The sequence below is a fragment of the Streptomyces sp. NPDC016459 genome (genome assembly GCF_040632845.1).
Lineage (GTDB): Bacteria > Actinomycetota > Actinomycetes > Streptomycetales > Streptomycetaceae > Streptomyces.
In genome coordinates this window covers 117,983-140,131 of the sequence record NZ_JBEYCR010000004.1, presented here as the reverse complement: position 1 = coordinate 140,131, position 22,149 = coordinate 117,983, and the positions used below count along the sequence as shown (strand labels likewise).

At 72.0% G+C, this 22,149-nt stretch carries 20 protein-coding genes, 1 tRNA gene and 1 pseudogene; 10 read left to right on the top strand and 12 right to left on the bottom strand.

Annotated features, from left to right (window positions below; all coding sequences use genetic code 11):
* Window positions 1-47 precede the first annotated feature (47 nt).
* From pheA to ABZ567_RS13110, 7 genes are all read right to left on the bottom strand, one after another.
* Window positions 48-983, bottom strand: coding sequence for a prephenate dehydratase (gene pheA / locus ABZ567_RS13140; RefSeq protein WP_360787976.1), 936 nt, complete (start codon window positions 981-983; stop codon window positions 48-50).
* Window positions 984-1,031: 48 nt separating this feature from the next.
* Window positions 1,032-2,303: an iron uptake transporter deferrochelatase/peroxidase subunit gene (gene efeB / locus ABZ567_RS13135; protein ID WP_360787973.1), complete on the bottom strand. Its 1,272-nt coding sequence runs from the start codon at window positions 2,301-2,303 to the stop codon at window positions 1,032-1,034.
* 3 nt (window positions 2,304-2,306) lie between these two features.
* A complete protein-coding gene (locus ABZ567_RS13130) occupies window positions 2,307-4,352 on the bottom strand; it encodes a copper resistance protein CopC (RefSeq protein WP_360787970.1) in 2,046 nt (681 codons plus the stop codon).
* Between the two features lie 44 nt (window positions 4,353-4,396).
* Window positions 4,397-4,855 carry a copper chaperone PCu(A)C gene (locus ABZ567_RS13125; protein ID WP_360787967.1) on the bottom strand — a complete coding sequence of 153 codons (459 nt, stop codon included), beginning with the start codon at window positions 4,853-4,855 and terminating at the stop codon, window positions 4,397-4,399.
* Complete coding sequence (locus tag ABZ567_RS13120) at window positions 4,852-5,559, bottom strand: SCO family protein (RefSeq protein ID WP_360787965.1); 708 nt, start codon at window positions 5,557-5,559, stop codon at window positions 4,852-4,854. Before ABZ567_RS13120 ends, ABZ567_RS13125 begins: the two co-directional genes overlap by 4 nt.
* Before the next feature lie 53 nt (window positions 5,560-5,612).
* On the bottom strand, window positions 5,613-6,395 hold the full coding sequence (locus ABZ567_RS13115) for a YcnI family protein (protein WP_360787962.1): 783 nt from the start codon (window positions 6,393-6,395) through the stop codon (window positions 5,613-5,615).
* Between the two features lie 142 nt (window positions 6,396-6,537).
* The gene (locus tag ABZ567_RS13110) at window positions 6,538-7,335 is read right to left on the bottom strand and encodes a hypothetical protein (protein ID WP_360787960.1); all 798 of its coding nucleotides are present in this window, start codon (window positions 7,333-7,335) and stop codon (window positions 6,538-6,540) included.
* A gap of 204 nt (window positions 7,336-7,539) precedes the next feature.
* Here ABZ567_RS13110 and ABZ567_RS13105 point away from each other — a divergent pair, with 204 nt between their 5' ends.
* Window positions 7,540-7,995 carry an ATP-binding protein gene (locus ABZ567_RS13105; RefSeq protein ID WP_360787957.1) on the top strand — a complete coding sequence of 152 codons (456 nt, stop codon included), beginning with the start codon at window positions 7,540-7,542 and terminating at the stop codon, window positions 7,993-7,995.
* A gap of 106 nt (window positions 7,996-8,101) precedes the next feature.
* Here ABZ567_RS13105 and ABZ567_RS13100 read toward each other — a convergent pair whose 3' ends face one another.
* Together ABZ567_RS13100 and ABZ567_RS13095 are read right to left on the bottom strand one after the other, a co-directional pair.
* Window positions 8,102-9,562 (bottom strand): aminopeptidase P family protein, encoded by a 1,461-nt coding sequence (locus ABZ567_RS13100; RefSeq protein WP_360787954.1) that lies wholly within the window; start codon window positions 9,560-9,562, stop codon window positions 8,102-8,104.
* A 103-nt stretch (window positions 9,563-9,665) separates the two neighbouring features.
* Window positions 9,666-11,057: a PP2C family protein-serine/threonine phosphatase gene (locus ABZ567_RS13095; RefSeq protein ID WP_360787951.1), complete on the bottom strand. Its 1,392-nt coding sequence runs from the start codon at window positions 11,055-11,057 to the stop codon at window positions 9,666-9,668.
* 570 nt (window positions 11,058-11,627) lie between these two features.
* On the opposite strand from ABZ567_RS13095, the gene ABZ567_RS13090 reads away from it, so the two are divergent.
* Window positions 11,628-12,308 carry a bifunctional DNA primase/polymerase gene (locus tag ABZ567_RS13090; protein WP_360787948.1) on the top strand — a complete coding sequence of 227 codons (681 nt, stop codon included), beginning with the start codon at window positions 11,628-11,630 and terminating at the stop codon, window positions 12,306-12,308.
* 168 nt (window positions 12,309-12,476) lie between these two features.
* Window positions 12,477-13,118: a hypothetical protein gene (locus tag ABZ567_RS13085; protein WP_360787945.1), complete on the top strand. Its 642-nt coding sequence runs from the start codon at window positions 12,477-12,479 to the stop codon at window positions 13,116-13,118.
* Window positions 13,119-13,338: 220 nt separating this feature from the next.
* Here the strand turns inward: ABZ567_RS13085 and ABZ567_RS13080 are convergent, their stop codons facing one another.
* The 3 genes and pseudogenes from ABZ567_RS13080 to ABZ567_RS13070 form a co-directional block, all read right to left on the bottom strand.
* Entirely contained in the window at window positions 13,339-14,316 is a 978-nt protein-coding gene (locus tag ABZ567_RS13080; protein ID WP_360787942.1) for a DUF5926 family protein, read from the bottom strand.
* 152 nt (window positions 14,317-14,468) lie between these two features.
* Window positions 14,469-15,070 (bottom strand): annotated as a pseudogene (locus ABZ567_RS13075) (ATP-binding protein).
* Between the two features lie 126 nt (window positions 15,071-15,196).
* Window positions 15,197-16,018, bottom strand: a complete 822-nt coding sequence (locus tag ABZ567_RS13070; RefSeq protein ID WP_360787939.1) for a glycerophosphodiester phosphodiesterase — start codon at window positions 16,016-16,018, stop codon at window positions 15,197-15,199.
* A gap of 202 nt (window positions 16,019-16,220) precedes the next feature.
* On the opposite strand from ABZ567_RS13070, the gene ABZ567_RS13065 reads away from it, so the two are divergent.
* From ABZ567_RS13065 to ABZ567_RS13035, 7 genes are all read left to right on the top strand, one after another.
* The gene (locus tag ABZ567_RS13065; protein WP_360787936.1) at window positions 16,221-17,669 is read left to right on the top strand and encodes a trypsin-like peptidase domain-containing protein; all 1,449 of its coding nucleotides are present in this window, start codon (window positions 16,221-16,223) and stop codon (window positions 17,667-17,669) included.
* A gap of 48 nt (window positions 17,670-17,717) precedes the next feature.
* Window positions 17,718-17,802: transfer RNA gene (locus tag ABZ567_RS13060), tRNA-Ser, on the top strand.
* Window positions 17,803-17,996: 194 nt separating this feature from the next.
* On the top strand, window positions 17,997-18,302 hold the full coding sequence (locus ABZ567_RS13055) for a hypothetical protein (RefSeq protein ID WP_360787933.1): 306 nt from the start codon (window positions 17,997-17,999) through the stop codon (window positions 18,300-18,302).
* 177 nt (window positions 18,303-18,479) lie between these two features.
* Window positions 18,480-18,704, top strand: coding sequence for an antitoxin (locus ABZ567_RS13050; RefSeq protein WP_360787930.1), 225 nt, complete (start codon window positions 18,480-18,482; stop codon window positions 18,702-18,704).
* A gap of 115 nt (window positions 18,705-18,819) precedes the next feature.
* Window positions 18,820-19,341: an O-acetyl-ADP-ribose deacetylase gene (locus tag ABZ567_RS13045; protein ID WP_360787927.1), complete on the top strand. Its 522-nt coding sequence runs from the start codon at window positions 18,820-18,822 to the stop codon at window positions 19,339-19,341.
* A 347-nt stretch (window positions 19,342-19,688) separates the two neighbouring features.
* Window positions 19,689-20,234 (top strand): SigE family RNA polymerase sigma factor, encoded by a 546-nt coding sequence (locus ABZ567_RS13040; RefSeq protein ID WP_360787925.1) that lies wholly within the window; start codon window positions 19,689-19,691, stop codon window positions 20,232-20,234.
* A gap of 136 nt (window positions 20,235-20,370) precedes the next feature.
* Window positions 20,371-22,023, top strand: coding sequence for a long-chain fatty acid--CoA ligase (locus ABZ567_RS13035; RefSeq protein WP_360787923.1), 1,653 nt, complete (start codon window positions 20,371-20,373; stop codon window positions 22,021-22,023).
* Window positions 22,024-22,149 lie beyond the last annotated feature (126 nt).

Here is a 22,149-nt window from a genome sequence, read left to right as displayed (position 1 = left end):
CTGTGGACGACCGCTCCCGTCGCCAGGAGCGTTCCGTCACCATCGGGTCAGGCCCGACCGTCCTGGGTCCTCGCCAACCAGTCGGAGGCCGCCATGAACTCCCCGTCCGAGGTGCCGCGCCGCAGCGCCCGCACGTCCTCGACCGCGACGCCCGCCCTCGGGTACGAGCCGAGGAAGCGCACCTGCGGGCAGATCCGCTTGAGGCCCATCAGCGCCTCGCCGACCCGGCGGTCCGAGATATGGCCCTCGGCGTCCACGGCGAAGCAGTAGTTCCCGATCCCCGCCCCCGTGGGCCGGGACTGGATCAGCATCAGGTTCACCCCGCGCACCGCGAATTCCTGGAGCAGTTCGAGGAGGGCACCCGGATGATCGTCCCCCAGCCACAGCACCACCGAGGTCTTGTCGGCGCCCGTCGGGGCCGCCGGCCGGGCCGGCCGGCCCACGAGCACGAACCGCGTCTCGGCGTTCTCCGCGTCGTGGATCTCCGTGACCAGGGCTTCGAGACCGTACGTCGCCGCCGCGAACTCCCCGGCGAAGGCGGCGTCGAAGCGGCCCTCCTGCACCAGCCGGGCCCCGTCGGCGTTGGAGGCGGCCGACTCCCACACCGCCTCGGGCAGGTTCGCCCGCATCCAGTTCCGGACCTGCGGCTGGGCCACCGGGTGCCCCGTCACCGTCTTGATCTCCGACAGCCTGGTCCCGGGCCGCACGAGCAGCGCGAACGCGATCGGGAGGAGCACCTCGCGGTAGATCATCAGCGGCGCACCGGAGGCCAGCTCGTCCAGGGTCGCGGTCACCCCGCCCTCGACCGAGTTCTCGATCGGGACGAGGGCGGCGGCGGCCTCCCCGTTCCGTACGGCGTCGAGCGCGGCCGGGACCGAGACCATGGGGACGAGTTCCCTCGTCGCGGCCTCGGGCAGCGTACGCAGCGCGGCCTCCGTGAAGGTGCCCTCGGGGCCGAGATACGTGTACCGGTTGGCGGACATACCGTCACCCTAATGGGCCCGGGAGACGCGGACGGCCCGCACGGGGCGTCACGACTCCAGGAGTCGCTGCCCCACGTACTCGCCCTCGGCGGGGCCGCCCGGCACGGCGAAGAGACCGCTCGCCTCGTGACGGATGAACGCCGACAGCGCGTCCCCCCGGTCGAGCTTGCGCTGCACCGGGACGAACCCCCGCAACGGATCCGCCTGCCAGCAGACGAAGAGGAGACCGGCGTCCGGCGTCCCGTCAGGACCGATACCGTCGTGGAAGGAGAACGGCCTGCGCAGCATCGCCGCCCCGCCGTTCTGTTCGGGGGCGGAGATCCGGGAGTGCGCGTTGTCCGGGATGACCGTCTGCCCGTCCGGGCCGCGCTTGTCCAGGTCCAGCTCGGTGGTCTCCGTACCACCGGTCAGCGGGGCCCCGTCGGACTTCCTGCGCCCGATCACCTTCTCCTGCCGGTCGAGCGTCAGCTTCTCCCAGTCGTCGAGCAGCATCCGGATCCGGCGCACCACCGCGTACGAGCCGCCGGCCATCCACGCCTCCGCGCCGGTGGCCCCCGCCGGGACGAAGATCCGCCGGTCGAAGTCGGAGTCGGTCACCTTCGGATTGCCCGTGCCGTCGACCTGGCCCATCAGGTTGCGTGCGGTCATCGGCTTCGCGGTGGCGCCGGCCGAGCGGTTGAAACCGTTCATCTGCCAGCGGACCCGGGCCGCGTCGCCCGCGTCCTTCTGGAGCGCCCGCAGCGCGTGGAAGGCGACGAGTGCGTCGTCGGCACCGATCTGCACCCACAGGTCGCCCTCGGAGCGCCGGGGATCCAGGGCGTCGGCGGAGAAGGCGGGCAGCGGGTCGAGCCCGGCGGGGCGGCGCGCCACGAGCCCGGTGCGGTCGAAGAACGTACGGCCGAAGCCGAAGGTGACGGTGAGGGAGGAAGGGCCCGCGTCGAGCGCGATCCCGGTGTCGTCGGCCGGGACCCCGCCCGACATCACCGCCTTCGCCGTCGCCGACCAGCGGCGCAGCAGAGCGACGGCCTCCTTGCGGCCGGCTCCCGGCGCGAGGTCGAAGGCGACCAGATGCCCCCGGGACTGGAGCGGGGTGGTGATACCGGCCTGATGTTTCCCGTGAAACATCACCTCGGTCGCGCCGACCGAGGTGAGCGCCGGGGCGCCACCGGCCCCGGTCGCGGCGGGAGTGGAATCGCCCGACACGGCCGTGGTGACCCCGACACCGCCGGCGGCGCCGATGACGAGTCCGGCCGCGCCGGCCGCGCCGACGGTGCCGAGCAGACGCCGCCGGGAGATCTCAGGATTGTCGTTCTCGGTCACGGGTCAGCCGATCTTCACGTTCTTGTCGATGGTGGTCTGGTCGATGTCGGAGGTACGGACGGTCACCTGGATCCGCCACTCCCCGGGCATCGGGATCTGGACGCCGCCTGCGCTCCAGTGTCCGGTCTGGATCCGGTCGGGGGCGACGGGCAGGGGGCCGACGTCCTTCGACTCCAGGGTGAAGGCGACCTTGATCTCGGGGACGTCCAGCGGCTTGCCGTTGGGGCGCTCGACGTAGAGGTGCAGGGCGTTGGCACCGGTGCGACCGGGGTCGAGGCTCAGCCGGACGACGCCCTTGCCGTCGACGCCCCCGGTGTCGAAGGGCAGCCGGATGTCGACGGGCCGGTCGGGCACGGCGGCCGGGCCGGAGGCGGCGGTGCCCCGCGCGGCCTCCTCCTCGGTGCGGCCGGGCTCGGTCGAGGTGAGGACGGTGGTCACGGCGAGGAGCACGACGGCGACCGCGGCCTCGGTCAGGACCGAGCGGCGCAGCCCGGACCGCTCGGGGTCGGCGTCCCGCTCCCGTTTGCGCCGCGCGGTGGCGACGGCGGCCCGCTGCCGGGCGAGCTGAGCGGCCCGCTCGGGGTCGGCGGCCAGAGGCGCGTCGGTCGCGTCGGTCGCATCGGCCGCGTCGCCCGCGTCGCCCGCGACGGCATCTTCGGCCTTCCCGACCCCCTCGGCTTCCTCCGCCTCCTCGGCTTCCTCCGCCTCCTCGGCTTCCTCCGCCTCCTCGGCTTCCTCCGCCTCCTCTGCGTCCTTCGCGTCCTCCGCCGTGGACTCCTCGGCTCCTTCGCTCTTCTCCGTCGGGGTCGGGTCGGCGAGGCGCTGGATCCATCGGCGGGAGATCCACGCGATGCCCAGGAGGACGCATATCAGGCCGATCTTGACCAGGAGCAGCTGCCCGTAGCGCGTCCCGGTCAGTGCCGACCAGGAGCCGACCTGGCGCCAGGACTGGTAGAGCCCGGTGGCCGCGAGGACGGCCACGGAGCCGAAGGCCACCTTGGAGAAGCGCTCGACCGCCGCGCGTTCGACGGACGGCGCCCGGTAGAGCGCCACGAGCAGCACCGTGAGACCGCCGAGCCAGGCGGCGACCGCGAGGAGGTGCAGGATGTCGACCGGCATGGCGATCCCCGGCTGGAGGCCGGTCGAGGCGTGCTCGGCCAGGGCCCAGGTGCCCGCGATGCCCGCCGCGACGACGGTGCCGCCGATGCCGAGCCCGAAGGCGAGGTCCTTCTTCTCCTTCGGGTCGGTGCGGCGGGCGTAGGCACCGAAGAGGACGGCCACGAAGAGCGCGGCCGCGCCGAGCAGCAGCAGCCGGGACGTGAGCGCCGCCCCGGTCTTCGTCTCGAGGACGGACTTCAGGCCCGCCAGGTCGAAGGCGTCGGAGAGTTCGCCGGAGCCGGTGTACGGATTGCGCAGGAGCAGCATGGCGAGGGTGGCGCCGGTGAGCGTCAGCCAGCCCCGGACCACGGTCTGCTGGACGGGCCGGACGCTCGCGCCGCGCGGCCAGCAGGCCAGGACGAAGGCGCCGCCGCCGACGAGGACGGCGAAACCGGCGTACGAGAGGTAGCGCGCGACGCCGTAGAGGGTGCCGACGAGCCCGCCGCCCGCCGTCCGGTCGGGCAGGGCGACGGTGGTCGTGGAGGGGGCGCCGATGGAGAAGGTGAAGGCGCCGGAGATGGGGTGGCTGTCGGCCGAGACGGTCTGCCACGCCACCGTGTACGTGCCGTCGGGCAGCCCGGCGCGCAGGCCCACGCCGTAGCGGACGATGGAGCCGCTGCACAGATCGCGTATCTCGCCGGTGTCGGCCCGCCGGCCCGCCGGGTCGAGGACCCGGATCGAGTCGGCGCTCATGGCGACCTGTTCGGAGAAGGTGAGGTTGACCTCCTTGGGAGCGGTGGCGACCACCGCCCCGTCCTTGGGATCGCTTCCGGTCAGCGCCGCGTGCGCGGACGCGGGGGCGGCACCGACGAGCAGCGTGCCGAGCAGCGCGGCCGCGAGGATCAGCAGCCGGGCCAGGGCGGTACCGAGGCGCGGGGCGGTGGTTGTCATCTCTGGGTCACTCCGTCAGTTCTCTCGGAACTCCGTCAACGCGCTCAGTGCTGCCGCGGGTTGTGGCCGGCGGCCTCGACGGGAAGCTCGACCTTGATGGGGTCGGACTTCTCGAAGTGGAGCTCGATGCTGACCTTCTCGCCCTGCTTGGGCTGCTTCTTCAGCTCCATGAACATGATGTGGTTGCCACCGCGTTCCAGGGAGAGGGTGCCGCCCGCGGGGATGTCGAAGGACTTCACCTCCTGCATCTTCTGGTTCTTCGTCTCGTGGATGGTGACGTCGTCCGAGATCGGGCTGGTGACGGAGGTGAGCTTGTCCGCCGTGTCGCTGTCGTTGGTGATGGTGAGGAAACCACCGGCCATGTCCAGCACCGGCTGCGGCATGAACGCGCCGCTGACCTTCAGCTCGGGCGTTCCGCCGCCGGACGAGGACGAGCACCCGGTCAGCGCGAGAGCGGCGGTGAGCGCCACGGCCGCGGACAGGGTGGTGGTGCGGCGGTTCACGGGTTCTCCCCCTTGATGAGCTTCGGCAGGTCCTTGGCGTAGTCGTCGATGGTCGCGTCCTCGCCGTACAGGACGTAGCCCTGGTCGGTCGTGGGCGAGAAGGCGATCACCTGGGCTCCGTGCATGGAGACGACTTTGCCGTCCTTCTCCTTCTTCGGCGGGTCGATGCCGATGCCGATCTGCCGGGCGCCCGCCTGGATGGTGGAGAACGCGCCGGTGAGACCGGTGAAGGAGGGGTCGCCTGCGGCGGGCAGCCACTTGGCGAGCTCGGCGGAGGTGTCCCGCTCGGGGTCGGTGGTGACGAAGACGACCTGGAGCTTGTCCTGGTCGGCCTTGGGGAGCTGCTTCTTGGCGATGGCGATGTTGCTCATCGTCATGGGGCAGACGTCGGGGCAGTGGGTGTAGCCGAAGTAGATGAGCGTCGGCTTGCCCTTGGTGCGCTCCCGCAGGTCGTACTTCTCCCCCTTGGTGTCGGTGAGGACGAGCGCCGGCTTGGTGAACGGACGGTCGAGGACGGTGGCGGCCTTGGTGGAGTCGCTGCCACCGGAGACCTCGACGATCGCGCCGGAGCCCTGGCCGGTGGTCTTGTCGTCGTTGCCGCCGAGGCCGACGGCCGCGGTGATGCCGAGCGCGGCGACGATGGCGGCCGCGGCGACGATCAGGGGGGTGCGACGGCTCGGAGAGGATGTCTTCTCTGCGGACATGCTGTTTCTTTCCGCTTCTTTCCTGGGTTTCAGGGGTGAGGTGCGGCCCGCTGTCAGAGCGAGCGGCGGCGGCCGGCGAGGACACCGAACGCGACGCCGGCGACACCGACGAGGATGCCGATGACACCGAGGATCCGGGCCGTGGTGTCGGAGGAGTCGGCGGCGGCCGTCTCCTTGTGCGACGCGGTCCTGTCCTCGTGACCGGCCTTCTCGTCCGCCGTGGCGGAGGGGGAGGCGGTCGGGGTGGCGGCACCGCCGTGGTGGTCGTCGGAGGCGGCGGAGAGCTTCAGGACGGGGGCGGGGTTCTGCGGCTCCTCCGCGCCCTCCTTCTGCTCCTCGATCCAGCGCACGACCTCCTTGTTGTCGTAGGTCTGGACCGCCTTCAGGACCAGCTGGTCGACGTCCTCGGGCAGCCGGCCGAGGGAGAGCGGGAACTGCTGGAACTGGCCGGGGCCGATCTTCGAACCGTCAGCGGTCCAGGTGACCTTGGAGACGGCCTCGTTGATCTTCTTGCCGTGCAGCTCCAGCGGCTTGGCGAGCTTGCTCCTGGTCACCTCGGCCTTCCAGCCGGGGACGGGCTGCGGCATGACGGAGGCGAGCGGGTGGTCGAGCGGGAAGTTGACCTCGACCTTCACGGTGGAGGCGTTGTCGCGTTCGTTCGGGACCTTGATGTTGACGGTCGCGTAGCCACCCTTGGCGGCCTCGCCCTGCGGCTGCACGCTCACGTGCGCGAAGGCCGTGCCGGACAGCAGCACGACGGAGGAGAGGGCGATGCCACCGGCGAGGGCGACACGGGAAGCGGAGACACGGGAGACGGAGACACGGGAATCGGTCATGGCAGAAGACACTCCAGCTCGGAGAAGGACGGTGGAGTCCGGCACGCCGAAGGAAGGTGAACCACGGGCGTGCGGACGATCGCGGTCCACGCTCCCGAGGAGCGGACCGCGGCGGACCGCGTCGATCTGCGTCGGCCTGGGGTCAGGCCGCGAGGACGCAGGCGGCGGCCGGCGGGCCGCGTCTGATCACCGTGTCCTCGAGAGCCGCGACCACCGGCGGTGGCGAGGTGCCGAAGGCCGTACGGACCGCCCGTCCGGGCCCGGTGCTCGGAGCCGTCGACAGTCCGGCGAGCAACGCCCGTACGAGTCGGAGCGCGGCCCGAAGGGCGCGGACCAGGGCGCACTCGGCGAGCTCCGTCGCGCCCTGCTCGGAGAGCTCGACCAGGCGGCTGAGGGCGCGGTCCCCGCGGCGCAGCAGCCAGCCCGTGGCGAGGGCGGCGAGCAGATGGCCGAGGAGCATGGGAAGGCCGGGCAGCAGCTCACCGGCGGGCGTAGCCGCCGTGGCGGCCGTGTGGCCCGCGTGGGCGTGGACGCCCGCCGAGGCGCCTGCCGCCGGGTCGAGTCCGGCGTCGCGCAGGATCCTGGCGGCGTCGGCGGAGTCCAGGGACCCCGCGCCCGCTCCGCAGACCAGCCGGGCGGCCATCCGGATGAGGGCGTCGTCCGCCCCGGGGACCGGTCCGAACCGGCGCTGTCCGAGGCCGAAGAGGACGTGCAGGCCGAGCTGTCCCCCCGCGAGGGCGCCGACGACGAAGCCGAGGGAACGCTCGCGTCCGGTGACGAGGACGGTGATGCCGAAGACGCCGAGGAACCCGGCGAGCAGGCTCCACAGGGCGAGCCCCGCGCAGGCGGCGAGGGCGTGCCCGAGCGCGGCCAGCACGACGCAGACCGCGGTGAACACCGCGGCCCTCAGCAGCCGTGGAGCGAGCGCGGGGGCATTCATGGCGGGCCCATCATCGCACCAGCGCCCCCACCGGCACGCGGCAGGTCCATAAGGTCGTTCTTGGGGGCCTTCGGGGTGACATACACCGGCGCATTGGCCCAGTGCATCCGCCGAACGGGCGCTCCTGTCGCCCTCGGGGGCTTACGAAGCGTCGTCCGCGGCAATACGTAGAGGTATGTCGAGCCGCTACCGGGAGGCCGGAGCATGAGCATCTGGTGGTCACTCCATCTGCGGCGCGAGGCGGCGAGCGTGCCGCTCGCCCGGCGGCTTCTGATGGGGACGATGGAGACGGCGGGCGTCGATCCCGACGTGTCCTACGAGCTGTCGGTCGCGCTGACCGAGGCGTGCGCCAATGCGGTGGAGCACGGCGGCGGCGTGGGACGGGGCCGCCCGCACGGGGCGCCGACGGGGGCGTACCGGGTCACGGCGTACCTGGACGGCGAGACCTGTCGGATCGAGGTGGCCGATTCGGGTCCTGGATTTCCCGGCGCCGAAGCGCCGACCGCCTCGCCGGACGCCGAGAACGGCCGGGGGATGCGGCTGATCGAGGAGCTCGCGGATCATGTGCACTTCGGCAACCGGTCGGGCCGGGGCGGCGCCGTGGTCAGCTTCGACAAGATCCTGAAGTGGAAGGACACCCCGTCTCTCCTGCTGGCGTGAGGTCCCGGACGACGTGACGGACGTCCCCGGTGTGCCGTCCCCGAAGAGGGGAAGGGCCCCCGCCGGTCGGTCGACGAGGGCCCTTCGGTTCCAACGTACGCCGTGATCAGCCCTTCAGCGCTGCCATCCACGCCTCGACCTCGTCGGCCCGGCGCGGCAGCCCCTCGGACAGGTTCCGGTTGCCGTCCTCGGTGACGAGGATGTCGTCCTCGATCCGGACGCCGATGCCGCGGTACTCCTCCGGCACGGTCAGGTCGTCGGCCTGGAAGTACAGACCCGGCTCGACGGTCAGGCACATGCCCGGCGCCAGCGTCGTGTCGACATAGGCCTCGGTGCGCGCGGCGGCGCAGTCGTGGACGTCCATGCCGAGCATGTGGCCGGTGCCGTGGAGGGTCCAGCGGCGCTGGAGGCCCAGCTCCAGGACGCGCTCGACCGGGCCCTCGACGAGGCCCCACTCGACGAGCTTCTCGGTGAGGACGCGCTGGGCGGCGTCGTGGAAGTCGCGGTAGGCGGCGCCGGGCTTCACCGCGGCGATGCCGGCCTCCTGCGCCTCGTACACGGCGTCGTAGATCTTGCGCTGGAGGTCGGTGTACCGGCCGTTGATCGGCAGGGTGCGGGTGATGTCGGCGGTGTAGAGCTCGGTGGTCTCCACGCCGGCGTCGAGCAGCAGCAGGTCGCCCGAGCGCACGTCGCCGTCGTTGCGCACCCAGTGGAGGGTGGTGGCGTGGGGTCCGGCGGCGCAGATGGAGCCGTAGCCGATGTCGTTGCCCTCGACGCGGGCGCGCAGGAAGAAGGTTCCCTCGATGTAGCGCTCGCTGGTGGCCTCGGCCTTGTCGAGGACCTTGACGACGTCCTCGAAACCGCGGGCGGTCGCGGCGCAGGCCTTCTCCAGCTCGGCGATCTCGAAGGAGTCCTTGACGAGCCGGGCCTCGGAGAGGAAGACGCGGAGTTCCTCGTCGCGCTCGGCGGTGACCTTGTCGGTCAGCGCGGCCTCGATGCCGGCGTCGTGGCCGCGGACGTTGCGGACGGGGCCGGTGGCCTCGCGCAGGGCGCCGGCGAGCTCGCGTACGTCCTTCGCCGAAATGCCGAGGAGCTGCTCGGCCTCGGTGAGGGAGTGGCGGCGGCCGACCCACAGCTCGCCCTGGCCGTCGAGCCAGAACTCGCCGTTGCCGCGGTCGGAGCGCGGCAGCAGGTAGATCGTCGCCTCGTGGCCGCCCGGGGTGGGTTCCAGGACGAGGACGCCGTCCTGCGTCTGGTCGCCGGTGAGGTAGGCGTACTCCGTGGAGGCACGGAAGCTGTACTCGGTGTCGTTCGACCGGGTCTTCAGATTGCCGGCGGGGATCACCAGGCGCTCGCCGGGGAAGCGGGCGGACAGCGCGGCGCGGCGCGCGGCGGTCTTGTCGGCCTGGGCGATCGGCTCCAGACCACGCAGCTCGGTGTCGGCCCAGCCGGACTTCATGTTCTCGGCCAGCTCGTCGGACACGCCCGGGTACAGGCCGTTCTTCCGCTGCTTGATCGCCTGCTCTTCGGTCTCTTCCGGGGTCTCCGGCATGAGCTCCTCGGCCACGGGTCTGCCTCCTCTTGGTACGACACTGAACCCCCACCATCGTACGGTCGTACGGAAGGGGGCCCAGGGCCGGAAGACCCATTACCGCTGTGTCACCCGCCGGTCACTCGAACCGGGCGGCGAGCAGGACCACGTCCTCTCCGTCCACGGCCGAGCCGAGGCCCTCGGGCAGCAGGCTCCGCAGGACGTGGTCCGCGACGGCGCCGGGGTCGCCCCGGTCGGCCTTCGGTACGCTCGCGGCCGCCGCGTGGAGGCGGGCGAAGGCGCGGTCCATCGCGTCGCCGGTACGCCGCAGGAGCCCGTCGGTGTAGAGAAGCACCGTTTCTCCGGGTGCCGGGGACAGCTCCACGCTCGGCGCCTCCCAGCAGGAGAGCATCCCGAGCGGGGCCGAGAGCGAGGTCTCGACGAACTCGGTGCGCCGTTCGCCGACGACCAGCGGCGGGGCGTGCCCGGCTCCGGCGAGGACGATCCGGCGTCGGGCGGGCTCGGCGTACGCGAAGAGCGCGGTCGCCGAGCGGGCGGGTTCGGTGAGCCGGAGCAGGAGCTCCAGGTCGGAGAGGACGGCGACGGGGTCCTCGCCCTCCATCACCGCGTACGCCCGCAGCGAGGCGCGCAGCCGGCCCATGGCGGCGAGCGCGCTGGGCCCGGTCCCGGAGACGGAGCCGACGGAGAGCCCGAGCGCGCCCTCGGGCAGCGGCAGCGCGTCGTACCAGTCGCCGCCGCCCTGGGGCCCGGTGCGGTGGCGGGCGGCGAGCTGGACGCCGGGGACGCGGGGGAGGCGGGTGGGGAGCAGTTCCTCGGCGATGGTGGTGACCTGGACGCGGGCGCGTTCGACCTGGAGGAGCCGGGCGACGTGCTCGGTGGCGAAGCGGCCGTACAGCCCGATGAGGTGGCGCTGGCGGTTGTTGGGCTCGGCGGGCTCGTCGTAGAGCCAGACGGCGGCGCCGAGCCGGCCGGCGTCCTCGGTGGCGAGGGGGAGGGCGTAGCTGGCGGCGTAGCCGAGGCGGGCGGCGACCTCGCGGTGGCGCGGGTGGAGGCCCTCCTCGGTGCGGACGTCGCGGATGGCGATCGGGTCGGGGACCCGCTCGGGGTGGCCGGGGTCGGGGATGCCGTCGAGGAGGCGGCCGTAGCTGCTGGTGCCGCGCGGGACGGTCTCGATGGTGCCGAGGTCGGAGTGGGCGAGGCCGAGGCCGATGGTGGTGGCGGGGCCGAGTCCGTCGGCCGGTTCGAGGACGGCCATTCCGCGGCGGGCGCCGACGAGGGCGGCGCCGGCCCCGAGCACCTCGCGGAGGGCCTCGTCGAGGGAGGCGGTGCGGATGAGGCGCTCGGTGAGTTCGTGCAGGGTGGTGAGGTCGGAGACCCAGGTGGCGAGCCTGTCCTGGATCAGCGCCCCGGGTGGGGGGACCGTGTCGGAGGGTGGCGCCGCCGCCGGTACCCCGGGGAGAGGCGTCGTAGTGTGCGGGGGCCCGGAAGCTGTGGAATCGATTCCAGCCACTTTCGGCAGGTGTGGGGCGCTCATGTCAGTCGGCTTTCCGACCGGTGCGTTTGACGCCATAGCATCGCAAACCCCCATGTCATCCTGCGCCGCTCGATGCATCCACATGTACACGCACCAGAGGAGCGATGTCCAGCATTGTCCCCATGGGACTTGTGGTGTCCGTGGGGTTGTCCACGAGGTGGTGCGCAAGGGTTGAAGTCCGCGAGAAGTTGGCCGAAAATTATCCCCGGTGTGCACCTTTAGCGGTCGACTGGCGTCGTTTGAAGGCGCGTCATTCCGAGCGTGCTGGGTACGTAATCGGTGACAGGCAGGGGCAGTTGGAACTGCCCCGGAACGGGACGCGGGTCCCCGGCGTCTCTCATGCCACAGGCCGCAGCCCGTCATCGAGTGGCGGGGAACGTGTTCTGACCGCCCTGGCTCCGACCCGGCTCCATCTCGTTCTGACCTGGCTCCACCCCCACGGGTGGCCGTCACTCCGCCGGAGCGGTACGCGCTGATACGCACGGTGAAAAGTCCTGCACATGGTGTGATGTGGATTCGGCGTTCAACGGAAAGGAACGAGCGCTCATGCGCGAGATCCTCGGAAGGCGACGCATGTTCCGGTTCCGACGGAAGGCGAGGACCGCCCGGCGTGACGCAGCGGTCACCTTCGCCGAATGGAACTGGCCCGTCCTGCCGGGAGCAGGTCTGAGAGCGACGAACCGTATCGGCACGGGGGCCGCCGCCTGCTCCTGCCCCGACCCCGACTGTGTGGTGCCCGGCGCCCACCCCTTCGACCCTGGACTGCTCGCGGCCACCACGGACGAGCGGATGATCCGCTGGTGGTGGACCCGGCGCCCGGACGCCCCGGTGGTCCTCGCCACGGGCGGCAGCGCGCCCTGCGCGGTCAGCCTGCCCGCGGCGGCGGGCGCACGGGCGCTCGCCGCGCTCGACGCGTCGGGCATGCGGCTCGGCCCGGTGGTGGCGACCCCGACGCGGTGGTCGATCCTCGTCGCCCCGTACGGCCTCGAACGGCTCGGCGAGCTGCTGTACGCGAAGGACAGCGTGCCGAGTTCGCTGCGGTTCCATGGAGAGGGCGGCTATCTACTCCTGCCCCCCTCCGTCGCCGGGACCGGACAGGTCCAGTGGGAACGGGCGCCGCTCGCGGGCTCGGCCCGGCCGTGGCTGCCGGACGTGGAGGCGGTGGTCGACGCCCTGGTGGAGGCGAGCACCAGCGCCCCGGACGGCGGAAGCCGACTCGCGTACTGACGGGGGACCGGGGCCGGAGGTCCGGGGCTTCGGTCGTTCACCCGAAGGGGTGCGTCCCGGCCCCACTTCTCCGGGAAACGCGCGTGCGGCCGGCCGGAGGGGCGCCGGCCGCCGCTATGTTCACCCCACCGTTCGAGATCTCCAGCCGAGCAGGAGCAGGTGGGACGCATGAGTCCGGTGAACCTCCGCGTGATCGGACTCGGGGCCGCCGTCACGGTCGCCGTCCTGCTGCCGCTCGTCGCGACGGCGGGGCCGACGGGGCCGGCGGGCGATCCCGTACGACCCGCCGACACGGCTGACGGGAAGGCGGGGGGTCTGCTGCCGGGCCTCGGCCTCGGGTCCCGCACACCGGCGTCGCCCCCGACCGGCACCGCCCCGAGTGCCCCGGGCCCTGCTTCGTCCGTTGCTGCCCCCGTTCCTTCCGCCCCTCCCGTCTCCTCCGCCCCGGTGTCCCCGGAGCGGGTCTCGCGGTGTGGGCCGGAACTCGCCTCTCCCGACGGCGTCGAGGCGCAGACCTGCGTACTGGCCGAGGGCCCCGACACCTGGGCGCGTACGTACTACCGGAACGCCACCGGCCAGGAACTCGACGCGTTTCTGACCCTCATGGCCCCCGGCGGACGGACGGTGCAGGTCCGCTGCCGGGTCCCCGCGCAGGACGAACCGGGGACCTGTGAAACGCCCGGGGAGCGCGGTAAGGGCGAGGCCACGGCGTATACGGCGGTCGCGGAATTCGCGGGCACGGGCGAGGGCGACAGCACTCCGCTGCTGCTGCGGGCGGGCAGCAACACGGCGGATGGGGAGGGAAGTTGAAGGTCGACGCTCCGGACTCTGCCGGAAGCGGACATGGAAAGGCCCGATCGCTGGCGACGGGGGATGCACCAGCGACCGGGCTTCCAGAACGGTAACAAGAGATCTGCTGTTCGCAAATTCGATCTCGGTTATTCGGACAGGGATTTACCCGTCCGCCGACCGGGTTGTGGCGGAAGTCACCGACCGGTCGGTCTGTCAGTCACCGATACCACGCGGGGCATCAGCTGAGAGTCACCTGACGGTTCGTGAGGCCACCGCGCGCCCGCCGCTCCTCCGCGGTGAGCGGGGCGTCCGAGGCGAGCGCCCCGGCCAGCCGCTCGGCGAACTCGGCGGCCGGCTTCTCGCACTCCTCGGCGGTCATCGACGTCGGCAGGTCCCAGACCGGCACCATCAGACCGTGGGCACGGAACGAACCGACGAGCCGGGTGTCCGCACCGATGGAGGTGCCGTCGCCGGCCTGGAGGCGGGCGAGCGCGTCGAGGAGCTTCTCCTCCGGGTACGGCATGACCCAGCGCAGGTGGTTCTTGTCCGGGGTCTCGCACCAGTACGCGGAGTCCACGCTCGTCAGCTTGACGGTCGGGATCGCTGCCGCGTTGGCCCGCTCCAGGGAGGCGGCGACCTCCGGGTCGGCGCCGTCGGCGGACTGCGGGATCCAGAACTCGAAGCCCGAGTGGACCTCGGGCGCGAAGGCGGCGTCCGCGTCCAGCAGGTCCTGCAGACGCGGGCCCTCGGCGGGCACCCGGCGCGGCGGGACGGGGGTGCCCGGCTCGGTCTCCAGGGCACGCTGGAGCGTGTCGGCGAGGTCGCGGGCCAGGTCGCCGGAGGTGGAGTCGTTCTGCAGGGCGAGCAGGACGGAGCCGTCGTCGCGGCGCAGAGCCGGCCACGCCATCGGCAGCACGGTCGCGAGGGTCACGGAGGGCACGCCCTCCGGGAGCCCGCCCTTCAGGGTGAGGGGCACGGTGGCGGCGGGCACCAGCTCGCGCAGCGCGACCCAGTCGCACTCGCCGGGCAGCCCCTCGAAGGGGCGCTGGACGAGCTCGGTCACGGCGTGCGCGGCGGCCCGGCCGTGACACGCCTTGTAGCGGCGGCCCGAACCGCACGGGCACGGCTCGCGGGCGCCGACGACCGGGATCTCCCCGCTCGTGACCTGTGCCTGGCCGGTCTTGCCGGCCTTCGTCTGGGGGCGCTTCTTGGCCATGGTGTGGCTTTCTCCCGATCGCGGCGGTGCGGTGCTTGTTCCGGGCGCGAGCCTAGCCGCACCGGGCACCGACACCCCTCAGGCGGGGCGCGCCCCCGCCGGGGCCGCGGCGACGGACGCGTACGGCCGCCGCCCCGCACACCGCGCGCGTGTCAGTCGAGGTCGTCGTACGCGTCCAGGATGTCGAAGCGCGAGCCGCCGCCGACCCGGGCCGCGAAGTCCTCGCGGCGATGTCCCTCGGTGACCACCACCCAGACCGTGACCTCGCCGGTCGCGCTGTCCCGTACGCCCCAGTCCTGGGCCAGCGCGCTGATGATGTTCAGCCCGCGGCCTCCCCGTGCGGTGACCGAGGGCGTCGACGGAACGGGTCTGGTCGGACCACCGCCGTCCGTCACCTCGACCCGCAGGCCGCCCGCGGAGTCCACCCGCCAGGCCGCCCGCACATCTCCGTCGCCCCGATCCGCCCGCCCCAGCGGCCTGCCGTACCGGCAGGCATTGCTGAGCAGTTCGGAAAGGATCAGCACCGCGTCGTCGACGACCGAATCGGACACCCCGCTGCGGTACAGCTCGTCCCGCATCCGGTGCCTCGCCTCACCCACGCCCGCCGGGCCATGAGGTACGGCCATGCTCGACGACGTGGGCACCTCTTGTGCCACCACCAACGCCACCCCCGAGACCTCCTTTGCCCCACGCACGGTGTGGATGCCCCAATGGCCTGGACCGGAAACCGGCCAATCCGCGTGGGATGAGGCACTCGTGACGATCGCGTAGGTACCGAACGCGCCGGTGCACGCCCTGCGCGACCCGTAAACCTCTCGTAAACCCTTGTGACGTAAGGGAGAAGAGAGGCTGCGGGGGCGGTAAAGGGCGGTGGCGCGGGTCAGTCGCGACCCAGTTGGGAGAGCACCTGCTTCGGACGGTTCGTGATGATCGCGTCCACCCCGAGGCGCTCGCAGAGCTCGACGTCCTCGGCCTCGTCGACCGTCCAGACGTGGACCGGGTGCCCGGCCTTCCGGAGCCGAAGGATCACGGCGGGGTGGTGCCGGACGATCCGGATCGAAGGGCCGGCGATGAGCGCGCCCGTGGGAAGTCGTCCGTCACGCATGCGCGGAGTGACGAACTGGGCCAGGGAGACGGTGGGGAGCGTCGGCGCGGCGACGGCGATCCGCTGGAGGGAGCGGGCCGAGAAGCTCATGACGCGTACGGGGGATTCGTCGGGGGACGCGGGCGCGTGGAGGTCGAAACGCTTGAGGAGCTGGAGGAGCCGTTCCTCGACCTGGCCGGCCCAGCGGGTGGGGTGCTTGGTCTCGATGGCCAGCTCGACCCGGCGCCCCGCGTCGGACACCAGCTCCAGGAGGCGCTCCAGCGTGAGGACGGAGGTGGACCCGGGGGCGCGCCGGTCGGGGCTCTCGCCGGAGTCCTCGCGGCCCTTCCAGATGCCGAAGTCGAGGGCGGCGAGATCGGCGAGTTCGAGGGCGGAGACGGCACCACGGCCGTTCGACGTGCGGTCGACGCGCCGGTCGTGGACGCAGACGAGATGGCCGTCGGCGGTGAGCCGGACGTCGCACTCCAGGGCGTCGGCGCCGTCCTCGATGGCCTTCACATAGGCGGCCAGGGTGTGTTCCGGTGCGTCCTCGGAGGCTCCACGGTGGGCGACGACCTGGAGGGGGACGCGGTTCGGGTGCTGCCGTGCGTGAGTCACGGCGTCATGGTGCCATTGGCGGGGCGACGCGGGCGCACCGGAAGGCGTCCGTTCTGCCCGTATATAAAGGAAGAGGTGCGAACGCACAGCTCCGCCTTACAGTGCCCTGACGCCCGGTGGGAAAAGCTGGTGCAGCACCCTGGAACCCGTAGGTGACCCCGTAGGCACCACCACCCCGCGCAGTCAACGAGGAGAGCGAGCTGTGAGCACCGAGAACGAGGGCACGGCGGTTCCGGCGGACCCGGCTGCCCCGTCCGCCCCGCCGACACCTCCCTCCACGACGCCGGACCGGGCGACGACGCAGCACCCGACGCAGCCGCAGACCTCGCCGCCCCCGCCGGCAGCCGCCCCGACGTCCACCCCTGCCCCCGAGGCGATGGCGGCGGCCCCCGCTTCCACCGCCGCCCCTGCCCACGCCCCGGCTCCCGCTCCCGCGGCGGCGGGGGGCTGGCCGCCGCCTCCGCCGACCGTGCCGGCCTGGGGCACCCCGCCCCCGCCGGCGGCCCCGGCCCCCGGCTCACCGCGCAAGCGGACCGGCGGGCTCGTGGCGGCCGTCCTCGCGGCGGCGCTGCTCGCGGGCGGCATCGGCGGCGGTGTCGGCTACTGGGCCGCCGAGCGAGGCGACGACGGCGTCAGCTCGACGACGGTCTCCTCCGGCGAGGCCCCGGCCGCCTTCAAGCGGGAACCGGGCACGGTCGCGGCGGTCGCGGCGAAGGCCCTGCCGAGCGTCGTCACGATCCAGGCGAAGTCCGGCGCCGCGCAGGGCGAGGGCGAGGGTGGTACGGGCACGGGCTTCGTGTACGACCAGGAGGGCCACATCGTCACCAACAACCACGTGGTGGCGTCGGCGGCGGAGGGCGGCACGCTCTCCGTGACGTTCCCTGACGGCAAGGCGTACGACGCGGAGGTCGTCGGCCGGGCCGAGGGCTACGACGTGGCCGTACTGAAGCTCACGAACGCGCCGAAGGGGCTGAAGCCGCTGCCGCTCGGCGACTCGGACAAGGTGGCCGTGGGCGACTCGACGATCGCGATCGGAGCGCCGTTCGGTCTGTCCAACACCGTGACGACGGGCATCATCAGCGCCAAGAACCGTCCGGTCGCCTCGGGTGACGGCTCCGGCGGCGGCAACTCGTACATGAGCGCCCTGCAGACGGACGCGTCGATCAACCCGGGCAACTCCGGCGGCCCGCTCCTGGACGCGAGCGGCGCGGTGATCGGCATCAACTCGGCCATCCAGTCCACGGGCAGCGGCTTCGGCCAGTCCCAGGCGGGCTCGATCGGCCTGGGCTTCGCGATCCCGGTGAACCAGGCGAAGAACGTGGCCCAGCAGCTGATCAAGACCGGCAAGCCGGTCTACCCGGTGATCGGCGCGACGGTGAACATGAACGAGAGGGGCGAGGGCGCCACGATCGCCTCCCAGGGCTCGGGCGGCACCCCCTCGGTCGTCCCCGACGGCCCCGCGGCGAAGGCGGGCCTGAAGGCGGGCGACGTGATCACGGGCTTCGGCGACCGCCAGATCGACAGCGGCCCGACCCTGATCAGCGAGATCTGGACCCACGAGCCGGGCGACTCCGTCAAGATCACCTACGAACGCGACGGAAAGACCTCCACGACCACGGTCACCCTCGGCGAACGCACCGGCGACAACTGACCGGCTAGGCTGTCCCCCGCGCCGTCCGTGGACACACCGACGGCGCGGGGTGGGTTGCCCGAGCGGCCTAAGGGAACGGTCTTGAAAACCGTCGTGGCGCGAGTCACCGTGGGTTCAAATCCCACACCCACCGCAGCGGAACGGCCCCTGACCAGGTGATTCGGTCGGGGGCCGTTCGCATGTCCGGACGGCGTGACGGTTCGATGTGACGGTTCGATGTGACAGTTGGATGTTTCCCGTGACTCCCCGCTGGATCGGGCACGCGCGGGGCACGCTGATGGTCAGGGCGGCTGCTGAGCCTGCCTACCCTGATGCTTTGATCGGGGAATGACCCCCTCTGATGATCCGACCGGCGACATTTCCGGGAGGATGAGCCGTTCCGTCGTTGTGGGTGCGGCTTCCGCTGCGTTCTGGTTCTGCTGCCCGTTCTGGATGCTCGTCTGGGTTCTGGCCCTGCCGCTCGGCCTCACGGGCCTCGTCCTGGGTGCCATCGAATACCGTGCCGCCTCACGCCAGGGCGTCAGCCGTGCGCAGCCTCTCACCGGCCTGGCGCTCTCGTCGGTGGGTACGGCAGCGGCCGTTGCGTACATGCTCTTCGTGTTCACACATCCGGAGCTGCCGATTCAGGGGTAGGGCCCACCGCAGTGGGCACGGCCCCTGACCAGGTGATTCGGTCGGGGCCGTTCCTTTTGCGCGTCCTGCGTCAGGCGGTCGTACGGCGTCGGGGGCGGGGGCGGGGCGCTCAGCGGATGCGCGACTCGGGTGATGCCGCGATGCTGGAGGGGCTGAAACAGCGGCTAGGAGGGCCAGATGTCTGTGTTCGACAAGCTCAAGGGGATGCTGAAGGGTCACGAGGATCAGGCCTCCAAGGGGGTCGACAAGGCCGGTGACTACGTCGACGGCCGGACCCAGGGCAAGTACAGCAGTCACGTCGACACCGCCCAGGAGAAGCTCAGGCAGCAGATGGGCGGCACGGGCCAGGGGCCGGACGCCCCACCGCCGAACTCCCCGCCCCCGCCCCCGCCGCAGCAGTAGCGCGGAGGCGCGCATCGCCCGTCAGGGGCGCCCCGGAGACATATACGGGGCGCCCCTTCGGGTTGATCGGGTTTCATGGCCTCGTCGGGAAGGTCACCGGGGAAGGGGTTCTGTTGTGGTGCGGATCGTGCTCGTGCAGGGGGACATCACCGCCGAACCGGCGGACGCGATCGTCAACGCCGCGAACTCCTCGCTCCTGGGCGGCGGCGGAGTCGACGGAGCCATCCACCGGAAGGGCGGCCCGGAGATCCTCGCCGCCTGCCAGGACCTGCGCCGCTCTCACTACGGCAAGGGGCTGCCGACCGGGCGTGCCGTGGCCACCACGGCGGGGCGGCTGCCGGCCCGCCACGTGATCCACACGGTCGGACCCGTCTGGTCGCGGGAGGTGGACCGATCGGACTCGCTGGCCTCCTGTTACCGCGAATCGCTGCGGGTGGCCGACGAACTGGGGGACCGCACGGTCGCGTTCCCCGCCATCTCCACCGGGATCTACGGCTGGCCGATGGAGGACGGCGCCCGGATCGCCGTCGAGACGGTACGGGCGGCCCGTACCGAGGTGGAGGAAGTGCGGTTCGTGCTCTTCGACGCGCACGCGTACGCCGCCTTCGAATCGGCTGTGGGTCAGGAGATCCCGTAAGGGCTCGGGATTCCTCTGGTCCTGCGGTCCCTCTGGTCCTACGGTCCCTCTGGACCCGTCCGCGCGCCGGGGCGCGTGGGGGCGCCTGGGGGCGCGCGAGGCACGCGTGGCGGACGCGCGGGGTGCACCGGTCGGTCACCGGCCTGGACAGAGGTCCCCGGAAGACGCTCTGCGCCGCCGGTCCCCCGGCCCCGTCGAGGAGGCAGGACCCCACGACCCTGAGGAGGTCCCCCAGGGCCTCCACCCAGAGGAGGTGGAGCGGTCCCCACCCCTACAACCTGAGGCGGACTGCGGGTCGGGACCTGGGGCCGATCCCCCGGACACCCCTCGCCTCCTAGCGTGGAGCCATGACTCCGCCACCCTCTGGCCCCGTCTGTGCCGGTGCCTCGCAGTACGCGTCGTACCCGACCTTCTCCTCGTACGTACGGGCGCGGGGGCCCGTGCTCCTGCGCACCGCGCGTTCCCTGACCGCCAACCCCTGCGACGCCGAGGACCTGCTGCAGACCGCGCTGGCCAAGACCTTCGTCGCCTGGGAGCGCATCGAGGACCACCGGGCGCTGGACGGTTACGTCCGCCGCGCGCTGCTGAACACCCGTACGTCGCAGTGGCGCAAGCGGAAGGTGGACGAGTTCGCCTGTGAGGAGCTGCCCGAGCCCGTGGGCCTCCCGGTGCCGGACCCGGCCGAGCGGCAGGTGCTGCACGACGCGATGTGGCGTGCGGTGATGAAGCTGCCGGAGCGGCAGCGTCAGATGGTGGTCCTCCGGTACTACGAGGACCTCAGCGAGGCGCAGACGGCCGAGGTCCTCGGGGTATCGGTCGGGACGGTGAAGAGCGCGGTGTCCCGGGCGCTCGGCAAGCTCCGCGAGGACCCGGAACTGACACCCGTACGGTAGGGACCGGCGCCGCCGAGCGGGTCCCGCCAGTCATCACTGGCAATTTTCGTACTCCCGGGTAGTGACATACCGCTTGGTATGTGCGCAGAATCTCCCCACCCTTTCTGCCACGTAGCGCCCACCGGGAGGACGCCCCGTGTACAGCACCATGCAGGACGTACAGCTGACCGTGAGCCGCATCCTCAAGCACGGGATGACGATTCACGGAAAGTCCACCATCACCACCTGGACGGGCGAGCCCGAGCCGCAGCGCCGCACCTTCGCGGAGGCCGGGGCGCGCGCGCACCAGCTGGCCAACGCCCTGCGCGACGAACTCGGGGTCACCGGCGACCAGCGGATCGCCACCCTCATGTGGAACAACTCGGAGCATGTCGAGGCGTACTTCGCGATCCCCTCCATGGGCGCGGTCCTGCACACCCTCAACCTCCGCCTGCCCCCCGAGCAGCTGGTGTGGATCGTCAACCACGCCGCCGACCGGGTCGTCCTCGTCAACGGCTCCCTTCTCCCCCTCCTCGCCCCGCTGCTCCCGCACCTGCCGACGATCGAGCACATCGTGGTCGCGGGCCCCGGGGACCGTTCCGTCCTGGAGGGCGTGGCGCCGCGCGTCCACGACTACGAGGAGCTGATCGCCGGCCGCCCGACCACGTACGACTGGCCCGAGCTGGACGAGCGTTCGGCCGCCGCCATGTGCTACACCTCCGGCACCACCGGTGACCCGAAGGGCGTCGTCTACTCCCACCGCTCGATCTACCTGCACTCCATGCAGGTGAACATGGCCGAGTCGATGGCCCTCACCGACAAGGACACGACCCTGATCGTCGTGCCGCAGTTCCACGTCAACGCCTGGGGTCTGCCGCACGCCACCTTCATGACCGGCATCAACATGCTCATGCCGGACCGTTTCCTCCAGCCCGCCCCGCTCGCCGACATGATCGAGCGCGAGCGGCCGAGCCACGCGGCCGCCGTCCCCACCATCTGGCAGGGCCTGCTCGCCGAGGTCACCGCGAACCCCCGCGACCTCTCCTCCATGACCCAGGTCACCATCGGCGGCGCGGCCTGTCCGCCCTCCCTGATGGAGGCGTACGACAAACTCGGCGTCCGCCTCTGCCACGCCTGGGGCATGACCGAGACCTCGCCGCTGGGCACGATGGCCCACCCGCCGACCGGTCTGACGCCCGAGGAGGAGTGGCCGTACCGGATCACGCAGGGCCGCTTCCCGGCCGGCGTCGAGGCGCGTCTGGTCGGCCCCGGCGGCGACCACCTGCCCTGGGACGGCGAGTCGGCCGGTGAGCTCGAGGTGCGCGGCACCTGGATCGCCGGCTCGTACTTCGGCGGCATCGACGGCGAGGCGATCCGGCCGGCCGACAAGTTCAGCGAGGACGGCTGGCTCAAGACCGGCGACGTCGGCGTGATCAGCCCCGACGGCTTCCTCACCCTCACCGACCGCGCCAAGGACGTCATCAAGTCGGGCGGCGAGTGGATCTCCAGCGTCGAGCTGGAGAACGCCCTCATGGCCCACCCGGCGGTCGCCGAGGCCGCCGTCGTCGCCGTGCCGGACGACAGGTGGGGCGAGCGTCCGCTGGCGACCGTGGTGCTCAAGGAGGGGGCGTCGGCGGACTACGAGACGCTGCGGGCCTTCCTCGCTGACGAGGGCGGCATCGCCAAGTGGCAGCTGCCGGAGCGCTGGGCGATCGTGCCGGCGGTGCCGAAGACGAGCGTGGGCAAGTTCGACAAGAAGGTCATCCGCAGGCAGTACGCGGAGGGCACGCTGGACGTGACGCAGCTGTAGAGGCGTGACGGAACTGAAAGCGGTTTCGGCTGTACGCCGCCACGGAGTTGGTAGCGGTGTCGGACCTGTACGCCGCTACGGAGCCGACAGCGGTGCCGGAGCGAGCCGTACGCCGTGACGGAACTG

Excerpts from the sequence above, each read along its gene's own strand:
- ABZ567_RS13120 (WP_360787965.1), bottom strand. The coding sequence starts at position 5,559 with ATGTCCGCAGAGAAGACATCCTCTCCGAGCCGTCGCACCCCCCTGATC.
- ABZ567_RS13115 (WP_360787962.1), bottom strand. The coding sequence starts at position 6,395 with ATGACCGATTCCCGTGTCTCCGTCTCCCGTGTCTCCGCTTCCCGTGTC.
- ABZ567_RS13080 (WP_360787942.1), bottom strand. The coding sequence starts at position 14,316 with ATGGCCAAGAAGCGCCCCCAGACGAAGGCCGGCAAGACCGGCCAGGCA.
- ABZ567_RS13105 (WP_360787957.1), top strand. The coding sequence starts at position 7,540 with ATGAGCATCTGGTGGTCACTCCATCTGCGGCGCGAGGCGGCGAGCGTG.
- ABZ567_RS13130 (WP_360787970.1), bottom strand. The coding sequence starts at position 4,352 with ATGACAACCACCGCCCCGCGCCTCGGTACCGCCCTGGCCCGGCTGCTG.
- ABZ567_RS13050 (WP_360787930.1), top strand. The coding sequence starts at position 18,480 with ATGTCTGTGTTCGACAAGCTCAAGGGGATGCTGAAGGGTCACGAGGAT.
- ABZ567_RS13085 (WP_360787945.1), top strand. The coding sequence starts at position 12,477 with ATGAGTCCGGTGAACCTCCGCGTGATCGGACTCGGGGCCGCCGTCACG.
- ABZ567_RS13055 (WP_360787933.1), top strand. The coding sequence starts at position 17,997 with ATGACCCCCTCTGATGATCCGACCGGCGACATTTCCGGGAGGATGAGC.
- pheA (WP_360787976.1), bottom strand. The coding sequence starts at position 983 with ATGTCCGCCAACCGGTACACGTATCTCGGCCCCGAGGGCACCTTCACG.
- ABZ567_RS13040 (WP_360787925.1), top strand. The coding sequence starts at position 19,689 with ATGACTCCGCCACCCTCTGGCCCCGTCTGTGCCGGTGCCTCGCAGTAC.
- ABZ567_RS13090 (WP_360787948.1), top strand. The coding sequence starts at position 11,628 with ATGCGCGAGATCCTCGGAAGGCGACGCATGTTCCGGTTCCGACGGAAG.
- ABZ567_RS13110 (WP_360787960.1), bottom strand. The coding sequence starts at position 7,335 with ATGAATGCCCCCGCGCTCGCTCCACGGCTGCTGAGGGCCGCGGTGTTC.